Origin of the sequence: Peredibacter sp. HCB2-198 (genome assembly GCF_045999315.1) — a bacterium.
Lineage (GTDB): Bacteria > Bdellovibrionota > Bacteriovoracia > Bacteriovoracales > Bacteriovoracaceae > Peredibacter.
In genome coordinates this window covers 3,565,776-3,590,944 of the sequence record NZ_CP174607.1, presented here as the reverse complement: position 1 = coordinate 3,590,944, position 25,169 = coordinate 3,565,776, and the positions used below count along the sequence as shown (strand labels likewise).

Sequence of the window (25,169 nt, the reverse complement as noted above, 5' to 3'; positions counted from 1 at the left end):
TTTTGCAGCCTAAGTGTGACGCGTATTTTTGGTCAAAGTGCTACGCAATGTTTTAGAACTATGACACACATCAATGCCCTCCAGTTAAATGAGGTTAAAAAGTTTCATTATCCCATTTTTAAGGACTAAGGATTTGCTAAGAAGCATGACTTTGGAATTGGCCTTGATCCTACAACCAAAAGGAAGGGGAGTTCCATGGACAAGTTCGTCTACTCCAAAAACCTGTGACGTTGTGATTTCCATTTTGATTTTGTTCTTTTTAAGAATTTCAAGTTTACCCTCGATGAGAACCACTCCCGCAGGTGGAACATGATTCTCATAGATCAGATCAAAATCATTAGGAAACACCAGGGTCTCAAATGCCTGGCCTAAAATAGAAATGTCTTTTTGAGTCAGGGGACTAGATTTTATCTTCATCCTAAAACTGTAAACGAGAAGGGAAAATGAGACTATGTCTTAGATCAGTAATCTAAGTTCGCTATTTCCACTAATTTCTCTTTATCAACGATGAAGATGACCTTTCCTTCTTGCTCTAAGACGCCTTCATCTTTGAAATCTGTGAATAATCGAATGATAGTTTCCTGAGCGGCACCCACCATGGAAGCAAACTCTTCACGACTAAGTTTAATATTCAGGCGAATGCGACCCTTTTCTACTGAACCATAGCTCTGAGTAAAACTTAAAAGAAGTTCGGCCAGTCTTTCGCGAGTGCTCTTGCTGGAAATGGAAGCACTTCTGGCCTCAGCTGTCCCCATCTCACGGCTAAATTTTTCAATGAGATTAAGAGCAATTGAAGGTTCTTTTTTGATCGCTTGATGAATGAAGTTTTTATCAATGAAACACACTTGAGTGTCTTCAATCACTGTCGCGGTTGCGTTGTAGTTTTCGTTGCTAAAGAGGCTACGGTGGCCAAGAACGTCGCCTGGACCCACGATTCTTAGAATGGTTTCTTTACCGTCATTTCCGGTCTTGTAGACTTTAATTTTGCCGTTTGAAATACAGTACAAACCAAAAGGAGGATTTCCCTGGAAGAAAATTGTTTGTCCTCTTTTATAAGTGTTCATGATTTTATTTTGAGACACTTCATGAAGAGCAGCACGCTCTAGCTTACAAAAAATTCCGCTATCTTTTGAGGGACAATTTTCACACTGAATATTATGGTTGACCTTATTCATCTTCGGCTCCTGTGAGAGCAGAATACCACTTCTCGTCGGCCTAAAAAGTGATCCAAATCAGCTTTTGATGTAATAAGTGTGACCCCTTAGTGTTTTAAGGGGTCTAGCGATTTATTCAAAGGTTACTTGTCCTAAACCGGTGATCGTAATGACAGAGTGGGCCTCTTTAGCGCTTACCATACTGCCGACCGTATTATGGATATCCAGGGTCATAGAAACCAGGGGATCAGAGGCCTTACCTTTATTGGCAATACCCACAAGCTTCATCTTGGAAGAGAAGTCAAAGCCATACCCAACTGAGACATTCGGAATCACAATCGCATTCAAAATGTATTTTCCCTTGCCATTGTATTTTGCCACTTGAAAGAGGAGAAGGTACTCAACCCGCACGACCTCAGAACCAAAACCATTCTTCGCACTCACTACAAAACGTCTTTTAATCGGATCACTGGCGTCTTCAAGTTCCATGGGCTCAACATAATTACGAGTAATAGGATCGCGAGGAACCACATTGATAGGAGCGTACTCGGTTTGTGAAGTTGGTTTTCCTTTTTTCACGAGTTCATAAATCGCCTCACCCAGGGCCACGAGATCTCGTCCCCAGCCAATGACTTGGCCCGGATCCACAGTCGCAGGTACGACGGAATCTAGCATGCGGGATTGTTTTTCAGTGAGGGGAGCTTGGAAAGTTTCGATGGTGTATTCAGAAGCAAAGACATTTGAACTTAGGACTAAGAAAAGAGTGAAAACACTTAACTTCATTCGGGCCTCCCTGGTTGTCGTTGCGCCTTTGTACAAAAGGCCATTCGCTTCAGCAAGTGGTGTCAGACAATATGAGGTCTTAACCAAAAAGGCACAATTTGCCCGGCTGTCAGGGAAAGTCAGGTATCAATTCAGCCAGGGAAGGGGTTCTGACGATGAGGCTTCATCGGAGAACATATGAAATACATTTTTGGAGCTTTCCTAGGCCTATCTCTTTTACAGGCCATTGCCGGAGAAATCCGTGTAAAGAAAATGGTAAAAGATGGAGAACTTGAGAGAAGTTTTATTCTACAGACTAATCTGCAAGAAAAAGTCGTCATTGATTGCCAGAGCTTTATTCAAGGACTTCGTATAGGAGAGTATGAAAATGCTTTCTTCTATATGATGGATCCTAATGAGTGTGAGAGTCTTCAGGGTCGTATCCGCGGAAGCCTAAGAAAATTGCAGCAGCACTGTATTGATGTTGATCAAGACATCCGCGCAGATTATGCTTGCCAGTAAATGAAACTAAGCGACCTCACACCACATCTCATTTATCAGTTTAATTCTGAACACGAACTTCTGGCGGCGATCGAAGAGATCTCCCAGAAGTTCACGGTTAATCGTGACAAAATTGGCGACTACTTAAAAGACCCGAGGCTGGTTTCGGCCTACACGGTTTTTTATCTTTCAACCAATGTTCCGAAGCTTCAGGAGGTTTTTAAATGGATGCCGGAAGGATGGATGGAGGAGCTAAAAAATTGCGACTTCATTGACCTTGGTGCCGGTCCCGGGACTTTTTCTCTGGCCTGGAAATCTATGGGGGCAGGGAGAGACTTTTATCAGATCGAACTCTCAAGCTTAATGAAAGAGCAGGGAAAGAAAATCTGGGAAGGCCTTTATCAGGAAAAACTCTTCCAAGGTTCACGCTGGGAATGGTCGAACTCAAATCCAAAGTTTCTTCTGTTCGGTCACTCCGCCAATGAAATGGGCGCCGACGTGGCCCTGGATTACATCAAAAAAATTAATCCGGACCATGTTCTTTTCATTGAACCAGGGACCAAAGACTTTTTTCCAAAGATGCTCAAAATCAGAAACGAGCTTCTAAAAGATTATAACGTTCTTTATCCTTGTCCTCTGCCGGAAAAGTGTCCGATGGAGAATACTGATAACTGGTGTCACCAGTTTATTCAGGTGAAGCATGACCTTGAGATTGAACGCCTTACTCAGATGGCCCGTAAAGACCGTAAACTCCTTCCTTTAACGGTTCAGGCCTTTTCCCGTACCTTCCAAGCAAAAAACCCTCAAGAACGCCTGGTAAGGGTCTTTCCAGAGACCAAATTCAGTCATGAATGGGAAGTTTGCCACAAGAACGTGCTTTCGCGTTATCAGGTCATGAAACGTGACCTCTCTAAGCAAGAATCTAAGGATCTGAGCGAAGTTCTTGCAGGGGCAAGTATCGAAACTGAGGTCATTAAAGAGCTTGATCAAAGTAAAAGAGTTAAACTCCTCAAAGTTCAAAAATAATATTTCCCTGACACTTGACGACGTTGATTTGGTCCCCATCTTGCTTGATAACGAAGTATCAAGGAGAGGGATATTATGAATAAATTCGATCAAGTGGTTTTAGGATCCCTGGATATCGCTCAGTCTGAGGCCCTAAAAAGAAAAAATACGGAACTCGCACCAGAGCATCTCCTTTATGGATTAATCCTGAATAAATCGTCATACGCTTCAAAAGCGATGAAGGATAATGTGAAGGAAGTCGAGGCACTGTTAAATACTCTGCCGAGGACCTCTGGAAATTTAAGCATTGATAACATTCGCACGTCACCTAAGCTACAGGAGTGGATCACTCTTGCTTCAGGAGACTCGGTTCAACAAGGCAAGACTGAAGTTGCGGAAAAACATTTATTAAAATTTTTGCCTCAGTTCTTCCCGAATCTTAAAGTGGACTACGCTAAGTTCGCTGACCCGGCCGAAGACGTGGAGGTTCCCACGTTTCTCGTTAACCTCAACGAGATGGCACAGAACGGGAAGCTCGACCCTGTTATCGGGCGGACTAAAGAAATCAGATCCGTCATTGAAATATTGGGCAGAAGGGCCAAAAACAATCCAGTACTGGTGGGGCCAGCTGGAGTCGGAAAAACGGCCATCGTGGAAGGGCTCGCGGAACAAATCGTAAAAGGGAAAGTGCCTGATATTCTAAAAGGCAAAACAGTTTATTCCCTAGAGATGGGTTCATTAATGGCGGGAACAAAGTACCGCGGTGACTTTGAAGAGAGAATTCAAAATTTATTGAAGTTCGTTAAGTCGAAGGCAGGAGAAGTCGTTCTCTTCATCGACGAAATCCATCAGCTCGTCGGAGCAGGACGCACCGATGGGGCAATGGATGCTGCGAACTTGTTAAAACCTGCACTGGCGCGCGGAGAACTTCACTGTATCGGTGCCACAACTTTTGATGAATATCAAAAGTACATTTTAAATGATCCGGCCTTAGAACGCCGTTTCCGTTCTGTTCCTGTTAATGAGCCTTCGAAAGAAGATTCGGTTGAGATTCTTATGGGTGTGCGTTCAAAAATGGAGGCCCACCACGGGATTAAGATTTCAGATGAAGCAGTTTATAACGCTGTTTTCTTATCAGATCAGTACATCACGGATAAGAACCTTCCGGACAAAGCAATTGACCTTCTTGATGAGGCCTCAAGTGCGTTGAAACTTTCTGCAGAAGCGATGCCAGCAAAACTGGTTGAGACAGAAGCAGAACTTCGCTCGAAGAAAATTTACGCAGAGATGGACAAGGACAATCCGGATCTTAAAAAAGACATCGAAAACCTTCAGAAGAAATTCGATGAAGGAAAAGCAACTTGGGAAAAAGAAATCCAGTCGCTTAAAAAAGTTTCTGAGATTAAAAACCGTTTGGACCGTTTGAAATTTGAACTTGAAAACGCTGAACGCACTCAGAACTATGAAGAAGCGTCGAAGATTAAGTACATGCTTATTCCGCAGACGGAGAAAGAGCTTGGTGCTTTCTCTCATACATGGATTTTGAACAAGCAACATATTGCTCAGGTGATTTCTCGTCAGACTGGTATTCCGGTTGAAAAGATTCTTAAATCTAAGCAGGACCATATCCTTCACTTAGAAGAGTTTTTAAACCAAAGAGTATTTGGTCAGCACGAGTCGATGCATGAGATTAGCGAGACCTTGATCGCAAGTTACGCAGGTCTTTCAGATGAAACTCGTCCTCTTGGTTCGTTCCTATTATTAGGACCGACAGGGGTAGGTAAAACGGAAACTGCGAAAGCTCTTACTCAGTATCTTTTTGATAATGAGGAAAACATCGTGCGCTTTGATCTTTCTGAGTACTCTGAGAAGCACTCAGTATCAAAACTCATCGGTGCTCCGGCAGGATATGTGGGTTATGAAGAGGGTGGTGTCTTAACTGAGGCCATTCGTCGTAAACCATATTGCGTGGTTCTTTTTGATGAGATTGAAAAAGCACACCCTGATTTTGCGGACATCCTACTCCAGATTCTGGATGACGGACGTCTGACTGATAATAAGGGTCGTACCGTGAACTTTAAAAACACCATCATCATGATGACTTCAAACTCGAAGTCACCGAAAGATGACTTTAAGCCAGAGGTCCTTGGACGTATTGATTCGGTTCTTTACTTCCATGAGTTGGATAAACGTATCATGAAGCAGTTGGTGGATAAGCTTGTAAGACACTTAAATGAGCGTCTACGTACTAAGAAAGTTCAACTTCGTCTGGATCAACGTGCCTATGAAGCTCTTAGCGAGCAGGGCTTTGATTTCCAATACGGAGCAAGACCGCTTAACAGTGTTTTCCAACGCCTCATCACAAGACCTCTTTCTAAGAAAATCTTGGAAGGCAGTCTTCCTGAAGGCGAAATCACCATGACCTGGAATGGAGAAAGCATGGTGGTAGAGGGAAACGGCCATGAGGAACAACCGAGTCTTCAATAATGAAGAGTCTGATTTGTCTCCTCTTGATAACGTTAAGTTTGGAATCTATGTCTGAGACATATAAAACTTCCGATCACTATAACGGTAAAACGTTTTTAAACCCGGGCCAGAATGATTTAAAGTCATTCTGGCAGGTTTTAAAATGGAAAATGACCAACGCTCGGGTCGAATGGCCCAAAAATGTTCCCATTAAAAATTTTCCTCTAAGAATGTTGGCGCCTGATGAGAAAGTGAGTGCCACATGGATCAATCATTCGACTTTCTTGTTACAATTTCCCGGTCTCAATGTTCTCACTGATCCTGTTTATTCTGAACGCACAAGTCCTTTTACTTTCGCCGGACCTAAACGTGTTAAAGAGCCGGGGATTCCGTTAGATATTCTGCCTAAAATTGATGTGGTGGTGATTTCTCATAATCACTATGACCATCTTGATCTTGAAACCATAAAAAAATTGGACGCAAAATTTCATCCGCTTTTTTTAGTGGCTCTAGGGGATGAACGCCTGCTTTTAAAAGAAGGGATTCAGAACGTAAAGGCGATGGATTGGTGGGAAGAAGTTCGGGTCAAAGACCTGCGGTTTATTTTTGCTCCTTCTCAGCACTGGTCGGCCCGGAGTCTGTGGGACAAAAACGAATCTCTCTGGGGAAGTTTCATGATGGATAGTGGAGCGACGAAGGTCTATTTCGCAGGAGACACAGGCTATGGGAAACATTTCCTGGATGTTAAAAGCCGTCTAGGTGCTCCGGATCTGGCCCTCTTACCGATTGGGGCCTATAAGCCTCAGTGGTTCATGCGCTTTCACCATATGAATCCAGAAGACGCCGTGAAGGCCCACATTGATCTCGGTAGCAATCGTTCAATTGCCATGCACTACGGGACATTTCAAATGGCGGATGAAGGAATAGATGAACCGGAAAGAGACCTTAAGCTCGCCCGCGAGCAATACAAAATCTCCGAAGACAAATTTGGTATTCTGGAGCAGGGACAAGGACTCTCATACTAGTTAGCAATGGCCGTAATAGTGATGTTGTCCTGATACAGTCCTGATTGAAGATCCTTGGTCTCATCCAAAATCTGAAACTTTAAATTGTACTTGTCGCCCGCACTGGTGGTGGCCCAGCCTGATCCTATTTCAACCGGTGTATTGGCCGGAAGACTAACGGGGCCGCCATCTACTTTAAGGGAGTAGTTTACCACTGAAGTTCCGGGACCTTTAAGTTTGCTGCCATTCGCAGATGACAGTCTTACCTTGTACGATGAATTCGACACGACTCTTAAATCCACGCCCTTTTGTTGGCCCTTTTCAAGATTTCCGAAGTCGATGACCTTAGAGGTTGATGTGACATCAAATGTACCTCCCTCATCGACGAGACTGACGTCTATATTGGAAGGAATAAAAAAGTAGGCGGTAAAAGAGGCGCTGTCCTCATAAAGGTATTTTCCGCTGGACGGTTTAAACGCGTAAACCGACGCCTGGATATTATCTATGTAAATTCCTTTTGAGTTGGTGGAGGAGAGTCCAGGAACGGCCAGGTAAAATTTTTGAGTGTAAGTATTGTTGCGACTAGGTGAATTCCCTTCAAGGAATTCATTGACGTTAATGGCATCTCCAAAATCTTTCAGAATGCCCGTCTGATTATTGTTTCGATGAAGATTATAATTCATGTACTGGCCCAAACTGGTGTAGGCCCGGCGTTGGTAAGAGTTGGCGAGACCCTTACTAAAAAAGATCCGGAAATTATCACAACGGCTACTTTCAGATGAATCTAGCCCTCGATAAAGAGAAGCGGTAAGCTCCACCACTTGAGATTCTTCCGTCACTTGTACAGTGGCATTTGAAAGAGTGAGACGATACTCACACTCGGGATCTGCCAAAACTGTGAGAGAGAGTAAAAGACCCATCATCCCTAAGATTCTTTTCATCGTTCATCCTTCAATTGGATTGTGCCAAGATTTTTCATGCCCTTATCATCTTCATTTACGAACACTGGAATTTTCTCCTCACGATCAGGTAGTGAAATTTCATAACGTCCTGGTTCAACACCTTCGATAAAAATCATACCGCCGCTGTTGGTGAAAAACGGAATATCATTAAGACTTCCCACTTGAAGTGAGAGAGGAGATCCGTCAGCATTTAAAATCGTTCCAGTGACAACAACCGCTCCACGTTCTCTCAGTGTAATTAAGTGTGCACTACGATAAGTCGGGTAGAGCATGAACTTTTCTTTCACGAGAGTACGTCCCGGATCAAGGAACGTCGGATCAAGCTGGATGTCTCGGTACTGATAGGCAATAAGGTTACTAAAGACGATCTCATCAAAGAGACCTGATTCAGCTTCGGTAAATGGTGACGTTGATTTCAGTCCGATCTTTTGATCTTTTAAGCGAGTCTCAGGTTTAAAGAGCACAAAGCTTCCGGGAATAGGTCGGGAGATTCCTCCACCAAACTCACCATCATCATACGCAAAGACAAGCGCGGAATTGATTCGAGCACTTCCGCGTCCAATGGTCTGATTGTTTTCTGTTAAGCGGTTCCCTGTGATCCTTCCACCGAAGTCACCCACAGGAGTTGGGTAAGAAAGATCCACCTCACCGTTCTGTTTATCAGCTCCATACTCAGCAATGGCCTGGGCGCGGGCCTTATAAAGACGATTCTGGTTATCACGAAGAAGAGTCGCTTTCACTGTTTCTTTGTTGTAATCGTAAAGGCCCGAAACAAAGTTATTTGATTCAGGAAACATGAAGGTGAAAAACACATAGGCCACATCATTCCATTTCTTAAACTCATCGCGATTGCGGCTCACATAAACAGATACGTTGTGCTGATTAAAGAGCCTGAAGCTCATACTGGCATCATACCCATAGCGGTTTTCGAGATCATTGTTTCTCACGTCACCGTAGTTACCACCCATGGCAAGAGTAATATGACTTCCAATGGGAACGGTATAAGTGGCAGCGTAAGCGTTTTGAACAGATGAAGTCACATCCAGGAGAGTGGTTTTGAAATCCTCGGAACGGAACTCATAACGAAGTCCCAGCGTGTGAGAGTCAAACCACTTCTGGCCTTGAGTCACAAGTTGATAACCAACGCTTGCTGCATTCCCATCTATTTCACCTAGCATTGAGTGCGCACCACCCAAAGTAAAGTTACCAATGGCCGTGGCATTAATGACTTCTGCACCCGTAAGATTAAAGTCATTTTGATTTTGAAGATAAACGGATGAAGAAAGGAGAGAAGAAAAACCGTATTGGAAGAAACCTGAAAATATTTTTCCATCTCCTTCCAGGTATTGTCTCTTAGTGGCACTGTCTAAAAACGGCACACCATAAGAGAGATCGAAACGGCTTTCACCTTCGTTTAAGAGACTGATGCTGGATGAAGCGCGAAAAACGAAGACTTGTTTTTGTCCAAGATCATCAGTCGCCTCAATCAAGACGGTGTTAAGACCGTTATTGAGTGGGATATCTTTGGCGGTATAATTACCGGCCGGAAGATATTCCGATTTCACTAGTACTGAGTTTACAAAGTACTTCACAAACGAGCGCGACTTCAGTGTGAAGTTCTGGTTTCCGGTCGGGTAGGGAAGGCGGTAGGGATTGAGAGTAAAGTTTCTTGCGATATTGATCCCACCCATTGGATGAGGTGCCATGAAACCTTGAATCTGAGGATAAACATCTCCGGCCTGGGCGCGGATTTGACTCTTCTCAAAGTCTTTTACAAGACGTGTGTCTCCACGAAACCAAGGATTCTCCTTGTTGTCTTGATAGTAAGTTTGATTCTCTAGAACTAAAGAGTTTAAGTTCATGAAAGAATTAAACTGACCATCAAAGTAATCTCCACCGAGATCCTCATGGGCCCAATTTTTTTCTAAGCGATAGTTGATGGCCCCACCGAAAGGAGCAGGACGAAGGGCCAGACGCTTTTCTTCCTCGAGATTCACGCCCAAATCAGTTTTCTTGCGCGATTTGATTTCGAGTCCAAGGCTTGCCAAAAGTTTCAGCTCTTCCGGACTGAAGACCACGGCAAAAGGAAGGATGTCTGGTCGAACTTTCTTGGGAAGTTTATCTAGTGATCTCAGAGTGTCGTCTTTAAGAACATCTTGAAGAACGTTCTTTAAATCATCCCGATCAATGAATATGACTTTCTCCCCCTCAATTTCGACCGTCACGTCTCCGAGGTCATTGTCTTCGTCATAGAGAGGAAGATTGGCCTCATAGGCGTATTGCTGGAGTTCACTACCAAAGGCAGCGCTCCAAGCGCCGAGACTTAGTAAGACCAAAAAAAGAATTTTAGTCATTAACTTTGATGGTCGCTTTTGATTTTGAAGGGATCGCTTTTGTGGTTTTTAGGACGAAAGTTCTTTTACTATTTCCAAGAACATTTTCGCCTGTAACTCCGTTTAGGTCGCCTTTTTCAAGAAGAACTTTTTTGTCGTCACTTGCGAAAGTTATTTTTGGTTCGGCCAGAATCTTATGGCGATTGCCCGAGTTCTCAATTGTGAGGATCAGCTCATTTCCTTTCTTTTCAAAAGCGGAAATAGAGAGATTGGCCTGTGCATCTTCCGGAGTGAGATAAAGTGTGGCCATATACTTCATGAGCATCTTCACACCGGATTTGTTTTTCGTTTTATTGTCGACTTTCAAATCAAGTTGTTCAGCAATCACACGGAAGTTTTTCTCGCTTGAAGGGACATCTTTCCCGATCCAGTTCACGCGAATGGTTCTCTTGTCACCAGGTTGGATGATGATCTGTGGAGGAAAGATCGTCATCTCCGTAGTGGGAGAAATAGTCTCTTCTCCTTTCTCATCCATTTTGCGTTCTTTCACTGAAAGCTCGATGGCCATTTTTTGGTCAGAGTCGTTCTCAATTAAGTACTGTGTGGCCTTTTGTTTCTCACCCAGATCAATGGTTTGAGACATAGGGGAAAAAGTGAATGACAAAAGAAATGGTAAAGAAAAAATTATTATCCGGTTCATTCATGAGCTCCTTCTTAATAATTATATGTGAGAGGGAGATCTTAATCTACGAATTACGGTTGAATAACTGCTACGACGTAAGAGTGACTGGTCCTGATGGTTTTAAGGTGAGGATTTCCGACTGAATGTTTCGAGTTAGTTTGAAGTTCAGGTTTTCCATATTTGTTGATCTTTACTGAGACCTTTTGTGGAACGACTGCTCGAAGGAAAAGTGAGTCGGTGGTTCCGGCCGAGGTTGAAAAGGACATCATTAACAGAAAAAGCCCGAGCGTAGTTTTCATACCTCGGGCTTATCGGAATAAATGCTGATTACTTTAGTCTGGTACTAGTTGGTCTCAATAGTGAAGGTTACTGTATCTTCGTAAGAACCTGCAGAGAGGTTAGAAGGTTGATTGTACGAGATTTTCAGGTCTTTCGAGTTTGTTCCACGGATATTGGCCGTGTTGTAAACCTCAGTCGCAGAAGTATTTAGAGGAACGTTACTTCCTTGATATGTCAGAGTGTATTGTACGTAGCTATTCAGATCAGATGAGTTTACCAGTTTTCCGCCTTTAGCAGAGCGGGCCTTGATTTTATAACCAGTAGGTGAGTTCGATTTTTCGGTGATTGTCCCGACTTTCTCGTTATTCACCTGGCGATCGAGAGGAAGGTTTGAGGCCAAAGTCTCGTGAGCGATTGATACTTCCAGAATCGGGGCCACGACACCCTTTAAAAGAAGATCAGCTGATGTGGCCGAGAAGGCAGCGGTAGAAAGAGTAGCTACAGCAAGAGTAAGAAGCGCGCGTTTCATATATTGGTCTCCTTTAGACACTTTTATGATTGTTGATCCAACTAGTGCACACTGCAGGCCAGACGCTTCTTGCGGAGCTTGTAGCAAATTCAGTGGGTTAAACGGATAACTTTTAAAAATGGTGTCAAAAAGTTTAGCAACATCTTAAAACATCGCCGCTTAGTGAATAAAATCTTAACATTTCTATGCATGGCTTAAAGGTGGGTAAAAAGGGCCTTACAAAAGATCAATTGATCCAAATATGGAAGATTCTTTGAATGCGATCTTTTTCGTCATCAGGGAAAGGATTGTGATCAATCGAGAGGTGAGAAAGATTAGGCATCTTTTTAATCAGATCAGGAAAGATCTGAAACTGATTGTGATCAAGATTTAAACGCTTCAAAAATTTAAGATCCAAAAGACCATGAGGGAGCGCACTTAAATTATTCCCTGAGAAATTTGCCTCAGAGAGTGATTGAAGCATTCCCATTTCTTCCGGAAGGGATTTTAGGCCGCAATCTTTTATGGTGAGAGACTTTATAGGAGCGGGCGCATTTCCTAAGGGAAGAAGAAAGGTCTTTAAGGGTGTCTCGATGATTTTCAAATTCTCAAGACGAGGTAAACGAAAGAGAGAACTCAGGTCCCCTGTAAAACCTGGCCACTTAATAGAGAGAATTTTTAGTTTTTCCCAAGTGATCCCCGTGTCGGGAAATTTTTTGCAATTTCCCTCGAGATATAGTTCTTCAAGATTGGGAAAATCTAAAAGTTCCGAAGGAAATTCTTCGCCCTTAACGGAGATTTTTAAGGCCGTAACATCTTCTCGAGCTTGAGAGGCGGAAGAGAGGTTCTTATATAGCTTCATCTCGGTGATCTCCGGGTACGCCAAGGAAGTAGAGGATGATACTCATGGGGCCAAAGCCCATTTGATGATTGGCCGTTCTCTTCACTTTTTCTTTGGCGTGGAAGGCAATTCCAAAACCAGCGGTGAGAAGCATTGGGATGTCGTTAGCACCATCGCCTACGGCCACCACTTGTTCAAGAGTGAGATTTTCTTTTTCAGCGAGAACTTTTAAAAGACGTGCTTTCTCTTCAGCATTCACCACTGGCCCTGATACTCGTCCGGTCAGAACATCTCCATCCCATTCCAGATCATTGGCGAAGGCGTAGTCCATTTTAAGACGTTCACGGAAGCTTTCAGCGAAGTACTTAAAGCCACCTGAGATAATGGCGGTCTTATAGCCAAGTTTTTGAACTTCTTTAATGAGTTTGGCCACACCTGGATTAAGTTCCAGGCGAGCAAGAATCTCTTCCATCTTAGAGCGATGAAGCCCTTTTAAGAATGAAACTCTGGTCTTTAGTGATTCATCAAAAGTCATGTCACCATTCATGGCGCGCACAGTGATTTCTTTCACCTTATCACCAACATTGTTGGCGTCAGCGAGCTCATTGATCACTTCTTGCTTAATCAAGGTCGCGTCCATATCAAAAACAATCAGCTTTCGGTTCGTGCGAGATGGGTGATCCGGCAAGAGGGCCATGTCGACCTGATATTTATTGGAGAGGTCGATGAGTTCAAATTTAATATTTTTAGCATCATTGGGATCAGAAAAAATCACTGGCATGTCCAGGGCCCAAAGACCTTCTTGGGACAAATGAATGTGCTTTTCAGTTTGAGCATGATGTCTGTTTAAAAGATCAGTCAGCTCCCGATGGAAGCTTTCTTTAATCGCTGTCGTTGAAACACAACAGAGAACAAACTTACTCACGTGGCCTCTCTCGTAAGTTTTTGCTCTTTTTTCATGCGCTTTTTCTCGGCCCGTTTCTCTTGAAGTTTTTTGACCATAGAAAGCGAATATTTTAGGGCCGACCAGAGCGAAAGAAGAGCAGCGATGTAGATTAAAATGGTTCCCACAAAAGCGGTATCAATGCCCAGGAAATCGTCATAAACCATGAGCATCGGTGTTGCCACCATTTGAGTTCCGGTTTTCCATTTCCCCATGTTACTCACAGGAACATCTACGTCCTCTGTCATGGCGAGCAGGCGAAGAGACGTCATATACATTTCACGCAAAACTAGAATGATCACTACGATCGGATGAACACGATCAAGACCCATGAGCATAATCAGGGCCGATACCACCAGAAATTTATCAGCAATCGGATCCAGAAATGATCCAAAGACCGTCACAATGTTGCGCTTGCGTGCAATATAACCATCAAGAAAATCTGTGATACTTGCCACAACAAAAATCCAACAAGCGATATGTCCCAGCCACCCTTGGTAAGGCATTAGCCAGTGGGGCGTGTCTTCTGTGAAATACAGGGCCAACACGACGATTGGAATCATGAGCATCCTGAAGAAGGTCAGGCGGTTTGGCAGGTTATCAATTTCCAGATCGTTTTCTAGCTTTTCCATGTCTTTCCAATTTAACAAAATTTACCTAGCTTTCTTATATTACTGGAACACCTACAATAAGAGAATAATGAGGTGACCATGGAACGACGTTTTAATTTAATTAAGAGTGATTTTGAGAAGCATGAGAAGAGAATTCTTCCTCGTTTCCCTTTCTGTTATCTAACTTTCAAATCCGACGATACCTCTCGTGTATATGAGATCAAAGATATTTCTCACACTGGTATGCAGCTTTCATTGAAAGAGGACGGTCACGATTTTGCTGCGGACTCTGCACTAAAAGGGCACATTCATTGGCTTGGTAAGAGTCTAGATATTGCTGGAACAGTGAAGTGGAGCACACAAAATCGTATTGGCGTTGAGTTTTTGAAAAAAAGAGAAGTTCTGGATCGCGTTCAAAGCTTTCTTCAAATGGAAGAAATGGTAAAACGCCTTAAACCCCTTCATAAAGTAGAGGATGGCCTGGAAATCCCGGCCCGCCTTAAATACTGGCTTCGCTCGGATGGACCCGTAGAACTTTTTGTGTGGCAGCACAATGATGGTGAAATCTCGAAGTTTCAGGTCCTTTTCCTAGAGACTTTTGTGGAATGGGAAGACGGCCAAGGTCTAAAAACTGGACGAATTTTGTCAAAAAGAAATGTCGATACTCCGCTTATCACTGAGGATGAGTGGGTGTTCAATATCGACCCAAATGCAGACGTGTCTAAGCTAGAACGGATCAAAACCCTGGTCGGACTCATCTCCATTGATCTTTTACCAGCAGAAACTAAAACATTTCTACTGCGTCAATTGAGTTAATCCCTTCAAGGAATCAGTGAAAAAAGGTATGATTTCACTCGATAAACTTTAACAGGGATGATGACATGAACCGTAACTTAGCCATGGAATTTGTACGAGTGACCGAGATGGCCGCTATCGCCTCTGCCCGTTTGATGGGTCGTGGGGACGAAAAAGCTGCTGACCAGGCCGCGGTAGATGCTATGCGGGCCATGCTTGATTCAGTTGAGTGTGATGCTACTGTTGTTATCGGTGAAGGTGAGCGTGATGAAGCACCTATGCTTTATATCGGCGAAAAAGTTGGTTCTGGAACAGGTGCAAAATTAGAAATCGCGCTTGATCCTCTTGAAGGAACAACCATCTGTGCTCACGGTGGTTATAACTCAATCTCAGTTATGGCGATCGGTGAAGCAGGAAATCTTCTGCATGCTCCAGATACATACATGTTAAAAATTGCTTGCGGCCCTGAAGGGAAAGGTAAGCTGGATATTCGTCAGACTCCGACAGAAAACTTGAAGCGCCTTGCTGACGCTAAGAAATGTCGAGTGGCGGATTTGACTGCGATCGTTTTAGATCGTCCTCGTCACAAAGAACTCATCGAAGAAATCCGCGCTGCCGGTGCTCGTATTAATCTCATTGGAGACGGTGACGTTTCTGCTGCAATTGCGACTGCCACGCCGAACTCTGGGATTGATATCCTTTTCGGTATCGGTGGAGCTCCGGAAGGTGTTATCGCAGCTGCGGCCCTTCAGTGTTTGAACGGAGAGTTCCAAGGGATTTTAAAGCCGCGTAACCCAGGTGAAGTTGAGCGTGCTCTGAAGATGGGTATTGATGATATCAACCGTGTTTTCAAAATTGATGACCTTGCGAAAGGGAACTTGATGTTCGTTGCCACTGGGGTAACGACTGGAAACTTCCTGGACGGAGTTGTTTTCAAGCCATGGGGCTGTCTTACTCACTCACTTGTGATGAGAAGTGAATCTGGTACCATTAGACATATCAGAGCTGAACACCATTTTGATAAGAAACCAAGATACTAAAAGGAATTAGTCATGGCCCGTGCTGAACGTACTGAAATTTTTGATGTACCTGCTGAGAAGTTTTACCAAGCGATTGTTGATTATAAGAACTATCCACAATTCGTAGATGGAATGAAATCAGTAGAAGTTAAAAGTGAATCAGCCGAAGGTGCAACGGTTACATTTAACCTGAGTCTTATTAAAGAAATCTCATACACGATTAAACTTGCGAACAAGCCCCACACTGAAGTGAGCTGGTCACTGGTTTCTGGCGATATGATGAAAATCAATAACGGCAAATGGACCCTGAAAGATCTTGGTGGAAAAACTGAAGTGACTTATTCACTTGAAGTTGAACTTAAAGGCTTTATGCCAGGTCTTGGTATGATCGAGAAGACTCTTGTGAATACCAACCTTCCACTCAATATGAAGGCCTTTGCTAAACGAGCAGCGAGCTTATAAATGGAAGAGAAAAAGGACAAAGACGGTAAAGTCGGGGACATCCTCAAAAAAGTGGTGAGCACCGGTGTAACCGCTGCCTTTATGACTGAGGAAAGTGTGCGCGCTCTTTTAAAAGACGTGCCACTTCCGAAAGACATCGTGGGCGGATTAGTGGAGAACGCAAAGAACACTAAGTCTGAGTTCGTTTCATCTGTTAAAAATGAATTGAAGTCTTATCTGGATAAAATTGATATCTCAAAAGAGTTTGATAAGATCGCCGAGAAGTATGACTTCGAAGTGAAAGCGACCATTTCCTTAAAGAAGAAAAAGAAAGGAAAGGGCGAAGAGGAATAGGCTTGATCAATAAGGCGCTCTACGCTGAAAAGCTTAAATCCATCAACTCGAAGCTTTCTGCTCATACCAATCTGTTAATTGTTTCTAAGACAAGAACTCTGGAAGAAATTCAAGCGTACTATGATCTCGGTCATCGTGACTTCGGTGAGAACCGTGTTCAGGAGCTAGAGGACAAGGCCCGTGATCTGGCCAAGACGTGTCCTGATATCCGTTGGCATATGATCGGTCATCTTCAGACCAATAAAGTGAATACACTGTTTAAGATCTCTAATCTCCGGGCCATTCATTCGGTTCATGACCTTCATTTAGTGGATCGTCTGGTTAAGGGTCAGGACAAGCTCCGTCATCCGATTGATATTTTTCTTCAATTCAATACTTCGAAAGAAGAAGAGAAATCTGGTTTTGAGACTTATACCGAACTGGTTGAGGCCGCTGAATTCATTCTTAAATCTGAGAAACTTAAACTTCGCGGGCTCATGACCATGGGAACTCTTCGTACCGAGAACTTTGAGGCAGAAGCTCGTCGTTGCTTTCAAGAACTTCAGGTAGAGAAAGAAAAACTTCAGAGCGAATTCAATATCAAGCTTGAAACCAGCATGGGAATGAGCCAGGACTATCAAATCGCACTCGAAGAAAAATCGAGCTGGATCCGTCTTGGAACTATGATGTTCTGAGGGGTTATCTCCCTACGGTTGTATTTTTTCCCCTAACCAAACCATAACTTTCATTTCCTGCATTCTTTTTGATAACGTCTTGGTTATGAAACATTTCCTGTTCTTAACTCTGTTCCTGTCAGCTCCTGTATTTTCACAGGTTTCGTTCATATCTCAGGGTGAGGCCAAAATTCTCTACCCATGTAATGTTCTTGAAAGTATTCCTCGCGAAAAAGAAGAACGAGAGATGATTTCATTCTTTGAAAAGGGAAGGAAAGAGCTTGATGAGCGTGGAATTATTCTTCGTTATATCCGTTCCGAGACCTCTGATGAATTAACTCTTAAATACCGTTCGAAAGGCAATTTCTCCGTTGATGAAACCATCTATCGAGCGCTCTCAGCTTCTCCTCGGGGAGAGTTTAAGTGTGAAGAAGATGTGAACTATGGGCCTAGTTATTCTTATTCATGCTCATTTAAAGCTCCTGGAAGTGAATTACTGCCCGAGCACGCTGATCTTGCTCGCATGGTAAGAGTTCAGCTTCCTGATCTTAATAATCTTCGTCGGGTTGATGTGGCCTCAACTAGCTGGAAGCTTAAAATGACTCCCGCCCAAGCGCAAAAAAGTCCTTTAACGAAGAAGCCTTCAATAGAGGTTTGGAAATTCCGTGATGTTTGTCTTCTTGAGGTTTCTGGTAAATACCAAGCACCAGTAGACGCTCGCGCTGCCTTGTCATTTCTGGAAGGGTTAGTTAACGCTCGCCCAAGCCAAGTCCAGGGGAATAAAACAGGTCTGGCGCTTGGGATTTAGTCCCAAAACCTATAAGAATTACTAATGCTTTCCTGTAAATTTTCTACGGTATTTTCTCGCTAGGAACGATCTAATTTTTTGCTTAGACAACCCCCGCCATTCAGGATTATTTAGATAGTAATTAAGAATACAAGGGGGACGTCATGGACGCCATTCGTAAGGTACCAGAGCTTAGTTTAATGAGTTTCGTTAACGGAACGACAAACGATAAAGTGAAGTTCACGAACGAGCTATTCAGAGGTCTTAAAGACTACGGTTTCATCATTCTCGTAGATCACCCGGTTGATTATTCACTTACAAGCAAGGCTTATGATCTTGTTCATGAGTTCTTCCACCTTCCAGAAGAAACGAAGAGAAAATATATCTGCAAAGAGGGCGGCGGTCAGCGCGGTTACACTGCTTTTGGTGTTGAGCACGCCAAGAACTCTCAGTACCCAGATCTAAAAGAATTCTGGCACGTTGGTCGTGAAGTGATCAAAGATCCAGCTCGTTTTAAAAAATATCTTCCAGATAACCTATGGCCTTCTGAAGTTACTGAGTTCAAAGACGTGATGCTTAAGCTTTACGACGGTATGGACTTAACTTCTACGCTGGTTCTTGATTCTCTAGGAATGGCCCTTGATGTTCCTCAGAACTATTTCCGCGATATGCTTTCTGACGGTAACTCAATCATCCGCGCGATCCACTACCCACCTCTAGGCCCGGCCGCTCCTAAGAACGCTGTTCGCGCTGCTGCTCACGAGGACATTAACCTTATTACTTGTATGGTTGGTGCTACATCTGCTGGTCTTGAACTTCTTGATCGCGATGGTAAGTGGCTACCAGTTATGTGTAACGATAAACAACTTGTGATTGATTCAGGTGATATGCTTTCTCGTATTACGAACGAAGTTATCCCTGCAACTACTCACCGAGTGGTTAACCCTGACGATGCTACGTCGAACCGTTACTCAATGCCGTTCTTCACGCATCCAAATCCAGATACAATGCTTTCTTGTATTCCATCTTGTCGTGGTACAGGTGAGAAGTTTGAGCCGATCAACGCTCATGACTGGCTAATGCACAGAATTCAAGAGATTGGTCTTAATAAGAATAAATAAGATTGAAATAGAAAAGGACCCGAAAGGGTCCTTTTTTTTGCTTAGTAACGACGCTTGTTATTCGAGCGTGGTTCCATCGGCTTCGCTTCATTAACTGTCATCTGGCGTCCGCCAAATTCTGAGCCATGTAGAGAAGAGATGGCCTCTTGAGCTTCTGCATTTGTCGACATTTCAACAAAGCCGAAACCTTTACTGCGATTCGTATCACGGTCAACAATCACTTTTGCAGATGTCACAGTTCCGAAGGCAGCGAATTTATCAGCAAGAGTATCGTTAGTGATATTGAAGCTTAGGTTTCCAACGTAGATTTTTGTATTCATAAAATGAACTCCATAGAAATTTCCCCACAATAAGTAGTGGTGGAAAATAGTTTAAATGTATTGATTGAATTTTAATGATGAGAAGTTGAGGTCTTAACAGTAAGAAACAAACAGTAACAAGTGCCACTCTATGTGTTGAGTCTCGTTAACACAACATAATTAAGATATATTCCTGCTATTTGAATGAAGACGGTGAGTTACACTAGAAAAATCTTCTTAAACCAAACCCAAACTTGAAGTTCGTTTGAGTTGTGGTTTGGACTCTTCCATCTTCCTGTTCCTCTCGAGTGTTTAAACTCTCAAAAGCAGCGTCAGTTAAGAACTCCCAAGTTTCATTGAAAGGAAGTGTCACTCCGGCCTTAACTGTTGGTAGAAGAGAAACAGGCCCAGATTGTTCAAGACCTACAGTCGATGTATTCGACATTCCGTAACCAAGACCAGCACCTAAAAAGAATTTCCCTCCAGATAAGAAGTCGCGGAAAGAATCGAAGTAGTAGAGGACATCTCCAATGAGAAGATTCCTTGTAGTAACCAGAGAAGCGCCTGAGTAGTTAATCACTTCGCGCTCATAACGAACACCAATGTCGAAAGCGAGGCCTCCACCATTTGGGATGTCTTTTTCAAAATAAATCTCGCCTGTGAAACCACCGCGCTTAGAGGTATTGGCCGGAGCATCTGAAACAGATTCCGAAAGTCCGCGAGTAAGACCACCTTTGAAGACCCATGAACGGCGGGCCACCGGAATCATAGTCTTGATGTATTTTTTTCTTTCAGATTCTGGCGACAGGGCCCAGATATATTCAGTAGCAGGGTAGTACGTCACGATGGTGCCTTTCTCGAAAGGAAGAAGGGCCTCAGAGTTTACGATTTGCCACTGCGTGAAGTTACCACTGACATTAATGGCTTTGGCGAGCACAGAAACGTCCTCGGCGGTGAAAGTACCAGTCATACCTGGTTGAAGACCCTGGCGTTTACCATTGCGGGTAATGAACGTTTTCTTTGTGTCGGAGACAGCTTGAATCATGATGAGCTCAAAGGCGTGGGCCGAGACGCTCAAAAAGAGAAGACAAAGAAAAATGGTATGACGAAGTTGCATAACTTCATCATACCAAACTTATTAAAATTTCCTACTAATCTAATACGAAAGGAGGGCGCCACATGCCGGTTCCGTCGATAGTAGTTGACTGGATCACTTCTGGCTCAATGTTAATAATACCTAATTGAGCTCTTGAAGTAAAAGTAGCTGTTGGATCAATATCTGAGCTAAACAATGTAAAAACCAGATCTCTAATATTTTCTCCAGCAGTAGCACCAGCCGTTCCAAGCGTAATGTTGGTTGCCACCTGTGAAATACCAATTTTAGATGATGCTAATACTCCTGAAGTTCCATTTAAAGAATCACATGTTCCACATCGAACTGTATCATCAGCTCTCCACTGAGCAACACGAGGGAATGGAGTCGCTCCTAGACCGACAGAGTGGAAGAAAATTCGGGCTTCAGAAAATCCAGGAACAGCAATTATTTCAGGAGATTTTAACTTTGCATCTGTAATGACGTCATCTGTAGAATCCGTTGTCGAAATTCTAGTAGAGAGGAAGTTCTCAGATGGAGTAGCAGCTGTATCAAATTCTGGATGGTATCTACCAATATGATATTCACCACCATCTAATGCTCTTTCTTTTGCAATAACATAATAGTAAGGGTTTCCTGTGGTGCTTGCTGCTAATTTCACACTTTCAAACATATAAGTACCGAAAATGAACATTGCATTTTGGTCTGTCGGCGAAGCCGAGATGGCAGCATCAAAGATTTTTAGATCAGGCTGTCCAATATTATCATATCTGAACAATGCGAGAGTTCCCGAATCAGACAAATCAGCAGAAATCCGAGCAAAAACAAGTTCACCGCTAGCATTTAGCTGAGCATCGAAAAGAGCTGTTTTGCCCATCTCTCCTAATGTTATTGCATCTGGTGCTGCAGAATTTAAATGAACATCTGATTGGCCTGAAATAACTGTAATATTATTATCTTCTGTCGTATCAATAAATGGTAAATACCATCTTCCGCCGGCGACAAAGATTTTCCCTAGACCATTAGTTAAAGCTGGATATTGAGAGTCTACAAAATCATTATGATATTGACTGAACAGCAATAGATCATCACCAGAGTTTATTGCTGTAATACCTTGAAGTCCAGGTAGAGTTGATGCATTAATTTTGTTTGCAATGTTAAGTGCTGTAGAGTTTGCGTTAGGGCATACACCAGCATTACAAATTTGTTGAGGACCAGTAGTCACGCTGGATGCTGTTAGTATTACTCCATTGATATTGATCTCTTCAGTATCAGGGATAGCTGCAGAAAATCTGATTCTTGCATAGAGTCCCGCCCCATCACCAGGGAAGAATGTACAAACAGAACAAGCAACGGTTCCACTACTTAAAGTATAATGTGAGTAATTAAACCCAAATGGAGCTGGGTGATCATAGCCAGTTTTAGGTCTATCACCGAATCCTGAATCGATATACTTTTTATCAATTCGACGAACACGTGGATACATTGTTGATGGCGCATTAGTATGGCTAGCAAGATAAGCTACATATACGCTGTCGGTTGAGCCGGAAATTGAAATATTTGAAATAGCTGCAGTCTTGCTGAAGGTAGGATCATTAAGACCGTAAAAGCGGATTGTTTGAGTGCTAATGTTAATATTTCCAGCAGCATTCTTAATAGTTTTTTCTACATAAACGTAATTAGCGTCGTCAGTATATGCGGAATAGATGACCCGTGTATTAGGGGCAACGTTTGTATCGTCATACCAAGTTGCTAATTCGTTTACAACTTGACCACCAATTCCAGTTGCAGAAAGGGTTTCCAAGTATTTTTTAGGGGTCACAGTCCAAGATCCTGAACAGTTACCAGCAGGAGAAATTGGATTTGCAGCAGGTCTGTCTCCAACACAAAGTTTAATATCTATATTTGAGGTAATGTTCCCCGGAGTATATTTCAGAATTTCAGATGTCGCTCCGGCGATTGCTGTCCACGCACCAGCACCAATCTTAGAATACCATTGATACTGAATATTCTTTTCTGTTGTAGGACCTGACGCGTCTGTAACTATTCCAGGATCAATCGTGAATTGATAACCGGAGTACACAACACTCGTTGATCCAACCGCTGGAGATGCCGTAGCTGTATTAACTACTGGAGCAGGGTTATAGTTACGGACATAGATACCAAAAATTTCTGTGTCTGTAACTTTTGCGGTGAGGGGAACACTTGGAGTATCGATAACGTCGACTTTAAAATATACTTTTGCACTTGTTGTTAGGTTTACATCTAGTTGAGGAGATACTTGGAGTAAAAGATCTTCCGGTAATGTATAAAGTAATGCAGGAACAAGCACCGGATTGGTTGCCGGTGTGACTTGTACAGACCTTAAAAAATCAACATATGAAGGTGAAGTAATTGGTGTTGATGACGTACAAGTTGAAGGAGTATTAAGTGTACAAAGAGAGATACGATATTTGAAATCGTCTAATTCATTGTCCGTAACATTTAAGCGGAAAGTGACTGTGTCTAGCTCTGTTGCATAGCTATTAACATCAGCAGGATCAAGGATGGCGACACCTTTTGCTACATGAGAATCAGCTAAAAGAGTAGATTGTGGAGATACAGAGATCCCACTAGGGTTAGTTTCAGTAACAACTAAATTCCAAGTTAAACTTTGTGAAATCAATCCGGCTCCTCCAACAGGAGAGCCTGAATCTTGCATGCTTGCAACTACAGAGTAAGAACCAACTGAAGGATTTAGTGGACCAGTCGAAATAAAGTGAGGAACAGCGAGAGTACAAGTCCACTGTTGACCACCACCTGTAACAGCAGTTGCTGGGCCAGAAGCCGCAGGAACCGTTACTGCGGTACCGAAAGCTTTAGTACATGTTGTATTTGTAGGAGGGCTCGATACGTCTGTTCCATTGTATTTAAGTCTTACATCCCATAAGAATTCTGCAGCATTCGCAATTCCAGAGTAAAAATCATCCTTAACAACAAAACTAACTGTAAAGTTTGTTCCTTGAGAAACCTGACAACCAGTTCTCGTGAAAGCTCCTGCGGATGTACAGCCTGTTGGCTGAGTTGCACCAAAAGAGAGAGCAGGGGCCACGTTTACAGGTTGGTTATTAACAACCCATTCAATTGGATACGAACCGTTTGAAGGAACAACATCTGATCTCTGGAATTCTAAAGTCGTTGCTTCATCAAATAGACGAGCAGTCACCTTATGAACCTGAGGAGCAGTTGAGCTTGCGTTGGCAAATTTTAAAATAGTTGTATCAAACGGAACGTTCGCACCATCCGGATCACAATTGTTAGCATCAATCAAACAGATCGTTTGAGATCCTGGAGTATCAAGAGTCTTCTTGGTACAGATGTCACCACCAAGAGAGTTCAAATAAAATCTAACTTGGATAGATTTACCATCACCAGAGTAAGTTCCATCTCTATCATCAATCGTCACACAGAAGTTAGGTTTAGTCGTTCCAGTGTGAATCCAGCTATAAGTTGGATAAGCATTATAAGAAACGCCATCGTGCGCTGTAATCGTCACACCCGGAGCTGGTTGAGCAATTGTCGTAACATTAGCTAGATCAGGTTGTCTTACGTTTACGTTCCACTGGAATGAATCAACAACTTCGCCAGGGAAAGTATTCTCAACCACCGCACGGATAACATAGTTGCCTACACCGTGAACGGCCGGATCAAAGTAAGGAACTGGTGAAGTTCCGAGATAGGCATTGTTCGTTCCAGATGGAGTGAAGTTCGTGAATGCATCTGTCTCAGAATAATAAGCAGCACCGTTCTTAGTTACGGTCCAAGAAATTCTTGAAACGTTAAGAATCGCTGTATCAGCGTTATTGTTTCTAACTGTGAAGTTGAATGATTGAGGAGCATCTGTTGGATAAACATCAATCACATAAGAACTTGGATTCAACGTCGTCGTATTAATAGTAGGCTTCGGCTCATCATCAATCTTTAACTGGAAGCTGTGAGTATCCACAATTGTTCCAGAAGAGTTTTTGATTTTTGCTGTGATGATGTGAGTACCAACTTGAGAGGAAAGAAGAGATGGATACTGTAAATAAGTAGGCGAGTTTGTACCAATCGCTACAGGAAGACCATTAAACACTCTTTCCCATTCAATTGTGTAGGCCTGGCCATAAGGGTTTGAAACTGTAATTTTGAATTCAATTGGATCCACATCAAATTTAAAAGCAGTTGTTGTATAGAGTGGAGTGTATGAATTAATCAGAATGAATGCATCTGGACCTTGCACCACAGGTACACAAGCTCTCAATGAAGAGTTAAATGCTTCATTAGTTCCGCACTCAGTTTGCTTGGTGGAGGGCACGCAAGCACTGAATAAAAAGAGGGCGCTAATGAGTATCCAGAAAGTTTTTAAACCAACCATGGTCTTTTCCTTTTCGATCCGTCCTCTGCTTTATCGGGACTTTTCATAAATTCCTTAGACTTGGCATCGTTTAAACAATTATTTATGAGACTATTGTCCCATTTAACATATTGAAGTAGTCGGAAAGTCCTCACAGACTCTTAAGAATTCGAGGGTTTAC

General features: G+C 42.9%; 25 protein-coding genes. 11 read left to right on the top strand and 14 right to left on the bottom strand.

Annotated features, from left to right (window positions below):
• Positions 1–84: 84 nt before the first annotated feature.
• The 3 genes from ACJVC5_RS18030 to ACJVC5_RS18020 all read right to left on the bottom strand — a co-directional run bounded on the left by ACJVC5_RS18030 (position 85) and on the right by ACJVC5_RS18020 (position 1,937).
• Positions 85–417 (bottom strand): hypothetical protein, encoded by a 333-nt coding sequence (locus ACJVC5_RS18030; RefSeq protein ID WP_408096938.1) that lies wholly within the window; start codon positions 415–417, stop codon positions 85–87.
• A gap of 44 nt (positions 418–461) precedes the next feature.
• The gene (locus ACJVC5_RS18025) at positions 462–1,175 is read right to left on the bottom strand and encodes a Crp/Fnr family transcriptional regulator (RefSeq protein WP_408096937.1); all 714 of its coding nucleotides are present in this window, start codon (positions 1,173–1,175) and stop codon (positions 462–464) included.
• A gap of 111 nt (positions 1,176–1,286) precedes the next feature.
• Complete coding sequence (locus ACJVC5_RS18020; protein ID WP_408096936.1) at positions 1,287–1,937, bottom strand: hypothetical protein; 651 nt, start codon at positions 1,935–1,937, stop codon at positions 1,287–1,289.
• Positions 1,938–2,114: 177 nt separating this feature from the next.
• On the opposite strand from ACJVC5_RS18020, the gene ACJVC5_RS18015 reads away from it, so the two are divergent.
• The 4 genes from ACJVC5_RS18015 (at position 2,115) to ACJVC5_RS18000 (ending at position 6,913) form a co-directional block, all read left to right on the top strand.
• Positions 2,115–2,438: a hypothetical protein gene (locus ACJVC5_RS18015; protein ID WP_408096935.1), complete on the top strand. Its 324-nt coding sequence runs from the start codon at positions 2,115–2,117 to the stop codon at positions 2,436–2,438.
• Positions 2,439–3,443 (top strand): small ribosomal subunit Rsm22 family protein, encoded by a 1,005-nt coding sequence (locus ACJVC5_RS18010; protein ID WP_408096934.1) that lies wholly within the window; start codon positions 2,439–2,441, stop codon positions 3,441–3,443.
• A 75-nt stretch (positions 3,444–3,518) separates the two neighbouring features.
• A complete protein-coding gene (locus ACJVC5_RS18005) occupies positions 3,519–5,909 on the top strand; it encodes an ATP-dependent Clp protease ATP-binding subunit (protein ID WP_408096933.1) in 2,391 nt (796 codons plus the stop codon).
• Positions 5,910–5,956: 47 nt separating this feature from the next.
• Positions 5,957–6,913 (top strand): MBL fold metallo-hydrolase, encoded by a 957-nt coding sequence (locus tag ACJVC5_RS18000; RefSeq protein WP_408096932.1) that lies wholly within the window; start codon positions 5,957–5,959, stop codon positions 6,911–6,913.
• On the opposite strand, the gene ACJVC5_RS17995 is transcribed toward ACJVC5_RS18000, so the two are convergent.
• The 8 genes from ACJVC5_RS17995 to pgsA form a co-directional block, all read right to left on the bottom strand.
• The gene (locus tag ACJVC5_RS17995) at positions 6,910–7,833 is read right to left on the bottom strand and encodes a hypothetical protein (RefSeq protein ID WP_408096931.1); all 924 of its coding nucleotides are present in this window, start codon (positions 7,831–7,833) and stop codon (positions 6,910–6,912) included. The two genes, ACJVC5_RS18000 and ACJVC5_RS17995, sit on opposite strands and share 4 nt — an antisense overlap.
• Entirely contained in the window at positions 7,830–10,208 is a 2,379-nt protein-coding gene (locus tag ACJVC5_RS17990; protein WP_408096930.1) for a fimbria/pilus outer membrane usher protein, read from the bottom strand. The genes ACJVC5_RS17995 and ACJVC5_RS17990 overlap by 4 nt, the downstream gene beginning before the upstream one ends.
• Positions 10,201–10,830 carry a fimbrial biogenesis chaperone gene (locus ACJVC5_RS17985; protein WP_408096929.1) on the bottom strand — a complete coding sequence of 210 codons (630 nt, stop codon included), beginning with the start codon at positions 10,828–10,830 and terminating at the stop codon, positions 10,201–10,203. Before ACJVC5_RS17985 ends, ACJVC5_RS17990 begins: the two co-directional genes overlap by 8 nt.
• A gap of 110 nt (positions 10,831–10,940) precedes the next feature.
• Positions 10,941–11,168 carry a hypothetical protein gene (locus tag ACJVC5_RS17980; RefSeq protein WP_408096928.1) on the bottom strand — a complete coding sequence of 76 codons (228 nt, stop codon included), beginning with the start codon at positions 11,166–11,168 and terminating at the stop codon, positions 10,941–10,943.
• Between the two features lie 44 nt (positions 11,169–11,212).
• Positions 11,213–11,677 (bottom strand): fimbrial protein, encoded by a 465-nt coding sequence (locus tag ACJVC5_RS17975; protein ID WP_408096927.1) that lies wholly within the window; start codon positions 11,675–11,677, stop codon positions 11,213–11,215.
• Between the two features lie 226 nt (positions 11,678–11,903).
• The gene (locus tag ACJVC5_RS17970) at positions 11,904–12,518 is read right to left on the bottom strand and encodes a leucine-rich repeat domain-containing protein (RefSeq protein ID WP_408096926.1); all 615 of its coding nucleotides are present in this window, start codon (positions 12,516–12,518) and stop codon (positions 11,904–11,906) included.
• The gene (gene serB / locus ACJVC5_RS17965) at positions 12,505–13,422 is read right to left on the bottom strand and encodes a phosphoserine phosphatase SerB (protein WP_408096925.1); all 918 of its coding nucleotides are present in this window, start codon (positions 13,420–13,422) and stop codon (positions 12,505–12,507) included. The genes ACJVC5_RS17970 and serB overlap by 14 nt, the downstream gene beginning before the upstream one ends.
• Positions 13,419–14,072 carry a CDP-diacylglycerol--glycerol-3-phosphate 3-phosphatidyltransferase gene (gene pgsA / locus ACJVC5_RS17960; RefSeq protein ID WP_408096924.1) on the bottom strand — a complete coding sequence of 218 codons (654 nt, stop codon included), beginning with the start codon at positions 14,070–14,072 and terminating at the stop codon, positions 13,419–13,421. Before pgsA ends, serB begins: the two co-directional genes overlap by 4 nt.
• Positions 14,073–14,150: 78 nt before the next feature.
• Here pgsA and ACJVC5_RS17955 point away from each other — a divergent pair, with 78 nt between their 5' ends.
• From ACJVC5_RS17955 to ACJVC5_RS17925, 7 genes are all read left to right on the top strand, one after another.
• Positions 14,151–14,867: a PilZ domain-containing protein gene (locus ACJVC5_RS17955; RefSeq protein ID WP_408096923.1), complete on the top strand. Its 717-nt coding sequence runs from the start codon at positions 14,151–14,153 to the stop codon at positions 14,865–14,867.
• A 65-nt stretch (positions 14,868–14,932) separates the two neighbouring features.
• On the top strand, positions 14,933–15,886 hold the full coding sequence (gene glpX, locus ACJVC5_RS17950; protein ID WP_408096922.1) for a class II fructose-bisphosphatase: 954 nt from the start codon (positions 14,933–14,935) through the stop codon (positions 15,884–15,886).
• A gap of 12 nt (positions 15,887–15,898) precedes the next feature.
• Positions 15,899–16,327, top strand: coding sequence for a type II toxin-antitoxin system RatA family toxin (locus ACJVC5_RS17945; RefSeq protein WP_408096921.1), 429 nt, complete (start codon positions 15,899–15,901; stop codon positions 16,325–16,327).
• A complete protein-coding gene (locus ACJVC5_RS17940; RefSeq protein ID WP_321391529.1) occupies positions 16,328–16,660 on the top strand; it encodes a hypothetical protein in 333 nt (110 codons plus the stop codon).
• 2 nt (positions 16,661–16,662) lie between these two features.
• Positions 16,663–17,334, top strand: a complete 672-nt coding sequence (locus tag ACJVC5_RS17935; RefSeq protein ID WP_408096920.1) for a YggS family pyridoxal phosphate-dependent enzyme — start codon at positions 16,663–16,665, stop codon at positions 17,332–17,334.
• Positions 17,335–17,419: 85 nt separating this feature from the next.
• Positions 17,420–18,121: a hypothetical protein gene (locus tag ACJVC5_RS17930; protein WP_408096919.1), complete on the top strand. Its 702-nt coding sequence runs from the start codon at positions 17,420–17,422 to the stop codon at positions 18,119–18,121.
• 143 nt (positions 18,122–18,264) lie between these two features.
• Positions 18,265–19,221, top strand: a complete 957-nt coding sequence (locus ACJVC5_RS17925; RefSeq protein WP_408096918.1) for an isopenicillin N synthase family dioxygenase — start codon at positions 18,265–18,267, stop codon at positions 19,219–19,221.
• A 41-nt stretch (positions 19,222–19,262) separates the two neighbouring features.
• Here ACJVC5_RS17925 and ACJVC5_RS17920 read toward each other — a convergent pair whose 3' ends face one another.
• From ACJVC5_RS17920 to ACJVC5_RS17910, 3 genes are all read right to left on the bottom strand, one after another.
• On the bottom strand, positions 19,263–19,541 hold the full coding sequence (locus ACJVC5_RS17920; protein WP_408096917.1) for an RNA recognition motif domain-containing protein: 279 nt from the start codon (positions 19,539–19,541) through the stop codon (positions 19,263–19,265).
• Positions 19,542–19,743: 202 nt separating this feature from the next.
• Positions 19,744–20,637 (bottom strand): hypothetical protein, encoded by an 894-nt coding sequence (locus tag ACJVC5_RS17915; protein WP_408096916.1) that lies wholly within the window; start codon positions 20,635–20,637, stop codon positions 19,744–19,746.
• Between the two features lie 34 nt (positions 20,638–20,671).
• Complete coding sequence (locus tag ACJVC5_RS17910; protein WP_408096915.1) at positions 20,672–25,009, bottom strand: hypothetical protein; 4,338 nt, start codon at positions 25,007–25,009, stop codon at positions 20,672–20,674.
• Between the last annotated feature and the right edge of the window lie 160 nt (positions 25,010–25,169).

Bases quoted from the DNA above. Each gene is read 5' to 3' on its own strand.
- ACJVC5_RS17975 (WP_408096927.1), bottom strand. From the start codon at position 11,677: ATGAAACGCGCGCTTCTTACTCTTGCTGTAGCTACTCTTTCTACCGCT.
- ACJVC5_RS17930 (WP_408096919.1), top strand. From the start codon at position 17,420: ATGAAACATTTCCTGTTCTTAACTCTGTTCCTGTCAGCTCCTGTATTT.
- glpX (WP_408096922.1), top strand. From the start codon at position 14,933: ATGAACCGTAACTTAGCCATGGAATTTGTACGAGTGACCGAGATGGCC.
- ACJVC5_RS18030 (WP_408096938.1), bottom strand. From the start codon at position 417: ATGAAGATAAAATCTAGTCCCCTGACTCAAAAAGACATTTCTATTTTA.
- ACJVC5_RS17940 (WP_321391529.1), top strand. From the start codon at position 16,328: ATGGAAGAGAAAAAGGACAAAGACGGTAAAGTCGGGGACATCCTCAAA.
- ACJVC5_RS17990 (WP_408096930.1), bottom strand. From the start codon at position 10,208: ATGACTAAAATTCTTTTTTTGGTCTTACTAAGTCTCGGCGCTTGGAGC.
- ACJVC5_RS17920 (WP_408096917.1), bottom strand. From the start codon at position 19,541: ATGAATACAAAAATCTACGTTGGAAACCTAAGCTTCAATATCACTAAC.
- ACJVC5_RS17980 (WP_408096928.1), bottom strand. From the start codon at position 11,168: ATGAAAACTACGCTCGGGCTTTTTCTGTTAATGATGTCCTTTTCAACC.
- pgsA (WP_408096924.1), bottom strand. From the start codon at position 14,072: ATGGAAAAGCTAGAAAACGATCTGGAAATTGATAACCTGCCAAACCGC.
- ACJVC5_RS17915 (WP_408096916.1), bottom strand. From the start codon at position 20,637: ATGCAACTTCGTCATACCATTTTTCTTTGTCTTCTCTTTTTGAGCGTC.
- ACJVC5_RS18005 (WP_408096933.1), top strand. From the start codon at position 3,519: ATGAATAAATTCGATCAAGTGGTTTTAGGATCCCTGGATATCGCTCAG.
- ACJVC5_RS17955 (WP_408096923.1), top strand. From the start codon at position 14,151: ATGGAACGACGTTTTAATTTAATTAAGAGTGATTTTGAGAAGCATGAG.
- ACJVC5_RS17995 (WP_408096931.1), bottom strand. From the start codon at position 7,833: ATGAAAAGAATCTTAGGGATGATGGGTCTTTTACTCTCTCTCACAGTT.
- ACJVC5_RS17925 (WP_408096918.1), top strand. From the start codon at position 18,265: ATGGACGCCATTCGTAAGGTACCAGAGCTTAGTTTAATGAGTTTCGTT.
- ACJVC5_RS17945 (WP_408096921.1), top strand. From the start codon at position 15,899: ATGGCCCGTGCTGAACGTACTGAAATTTTTGATGTACCTGCTGAGAAG.
- ACJVC5_RS17970 (WP_408096926.1), bottom strand. From the start codon at position 12,518: ATGAAGCTATATAAGAACCTCTCTTCCGCCTCTCAAGCTCGAGAAGAT.
- ACJVC5_RS18025 (WP_408096937.1), bottom strand. From the start codon at position 1,175: ATGAATAAGGTCAACCATAATATTCAGTGTGAAAATTGTCCCTCAAAA.
- ACJVC5_RS18000 (WP_408096932.1), top strand. From the start codon at position 5,957: ATGTCTGAGACATATAAAACTTCCGATCACTATAACGGTAAAACGTTT.
- ACJVC5_RS18020 (WP_408096936.1), bottom strand. From the start codon at position 1,937: ATGAAGTTAAGTGTTTTCACTCTTTTCTTAGTCCTAAGTTCAAATGTC.
- ACJVC5_RS17910 (WP_408096915.1), bottom strand. From the start codon at position 25,009: ATGGTTGGTTTAAAAACTTTCTGGATACTCATTAGCGCCCTCTTTTTA.
- ACJVC5_RS18015 (WP_408096935.1), top strand. From the start codon at position 2,115: ATGAAATACATTTTTGGAGCTTTCCTAGGCCTATCTCTTTTACAGGCC.
- ACJVC5_RS18010 (WP_408096934.1), top strand. From the start codon at position 2,439: ATGAAACTAAGCGACCTCACACCACATCTCATTTATCAGTTTAATTCT.
- ACJVC5_RS17985 (WP_408096929.1), bottom strand. From the start codon at position 10,830: ATGTCTCAAACCATTGATCTGGGTGAGAAACAAAAGGCCACACAGTAC.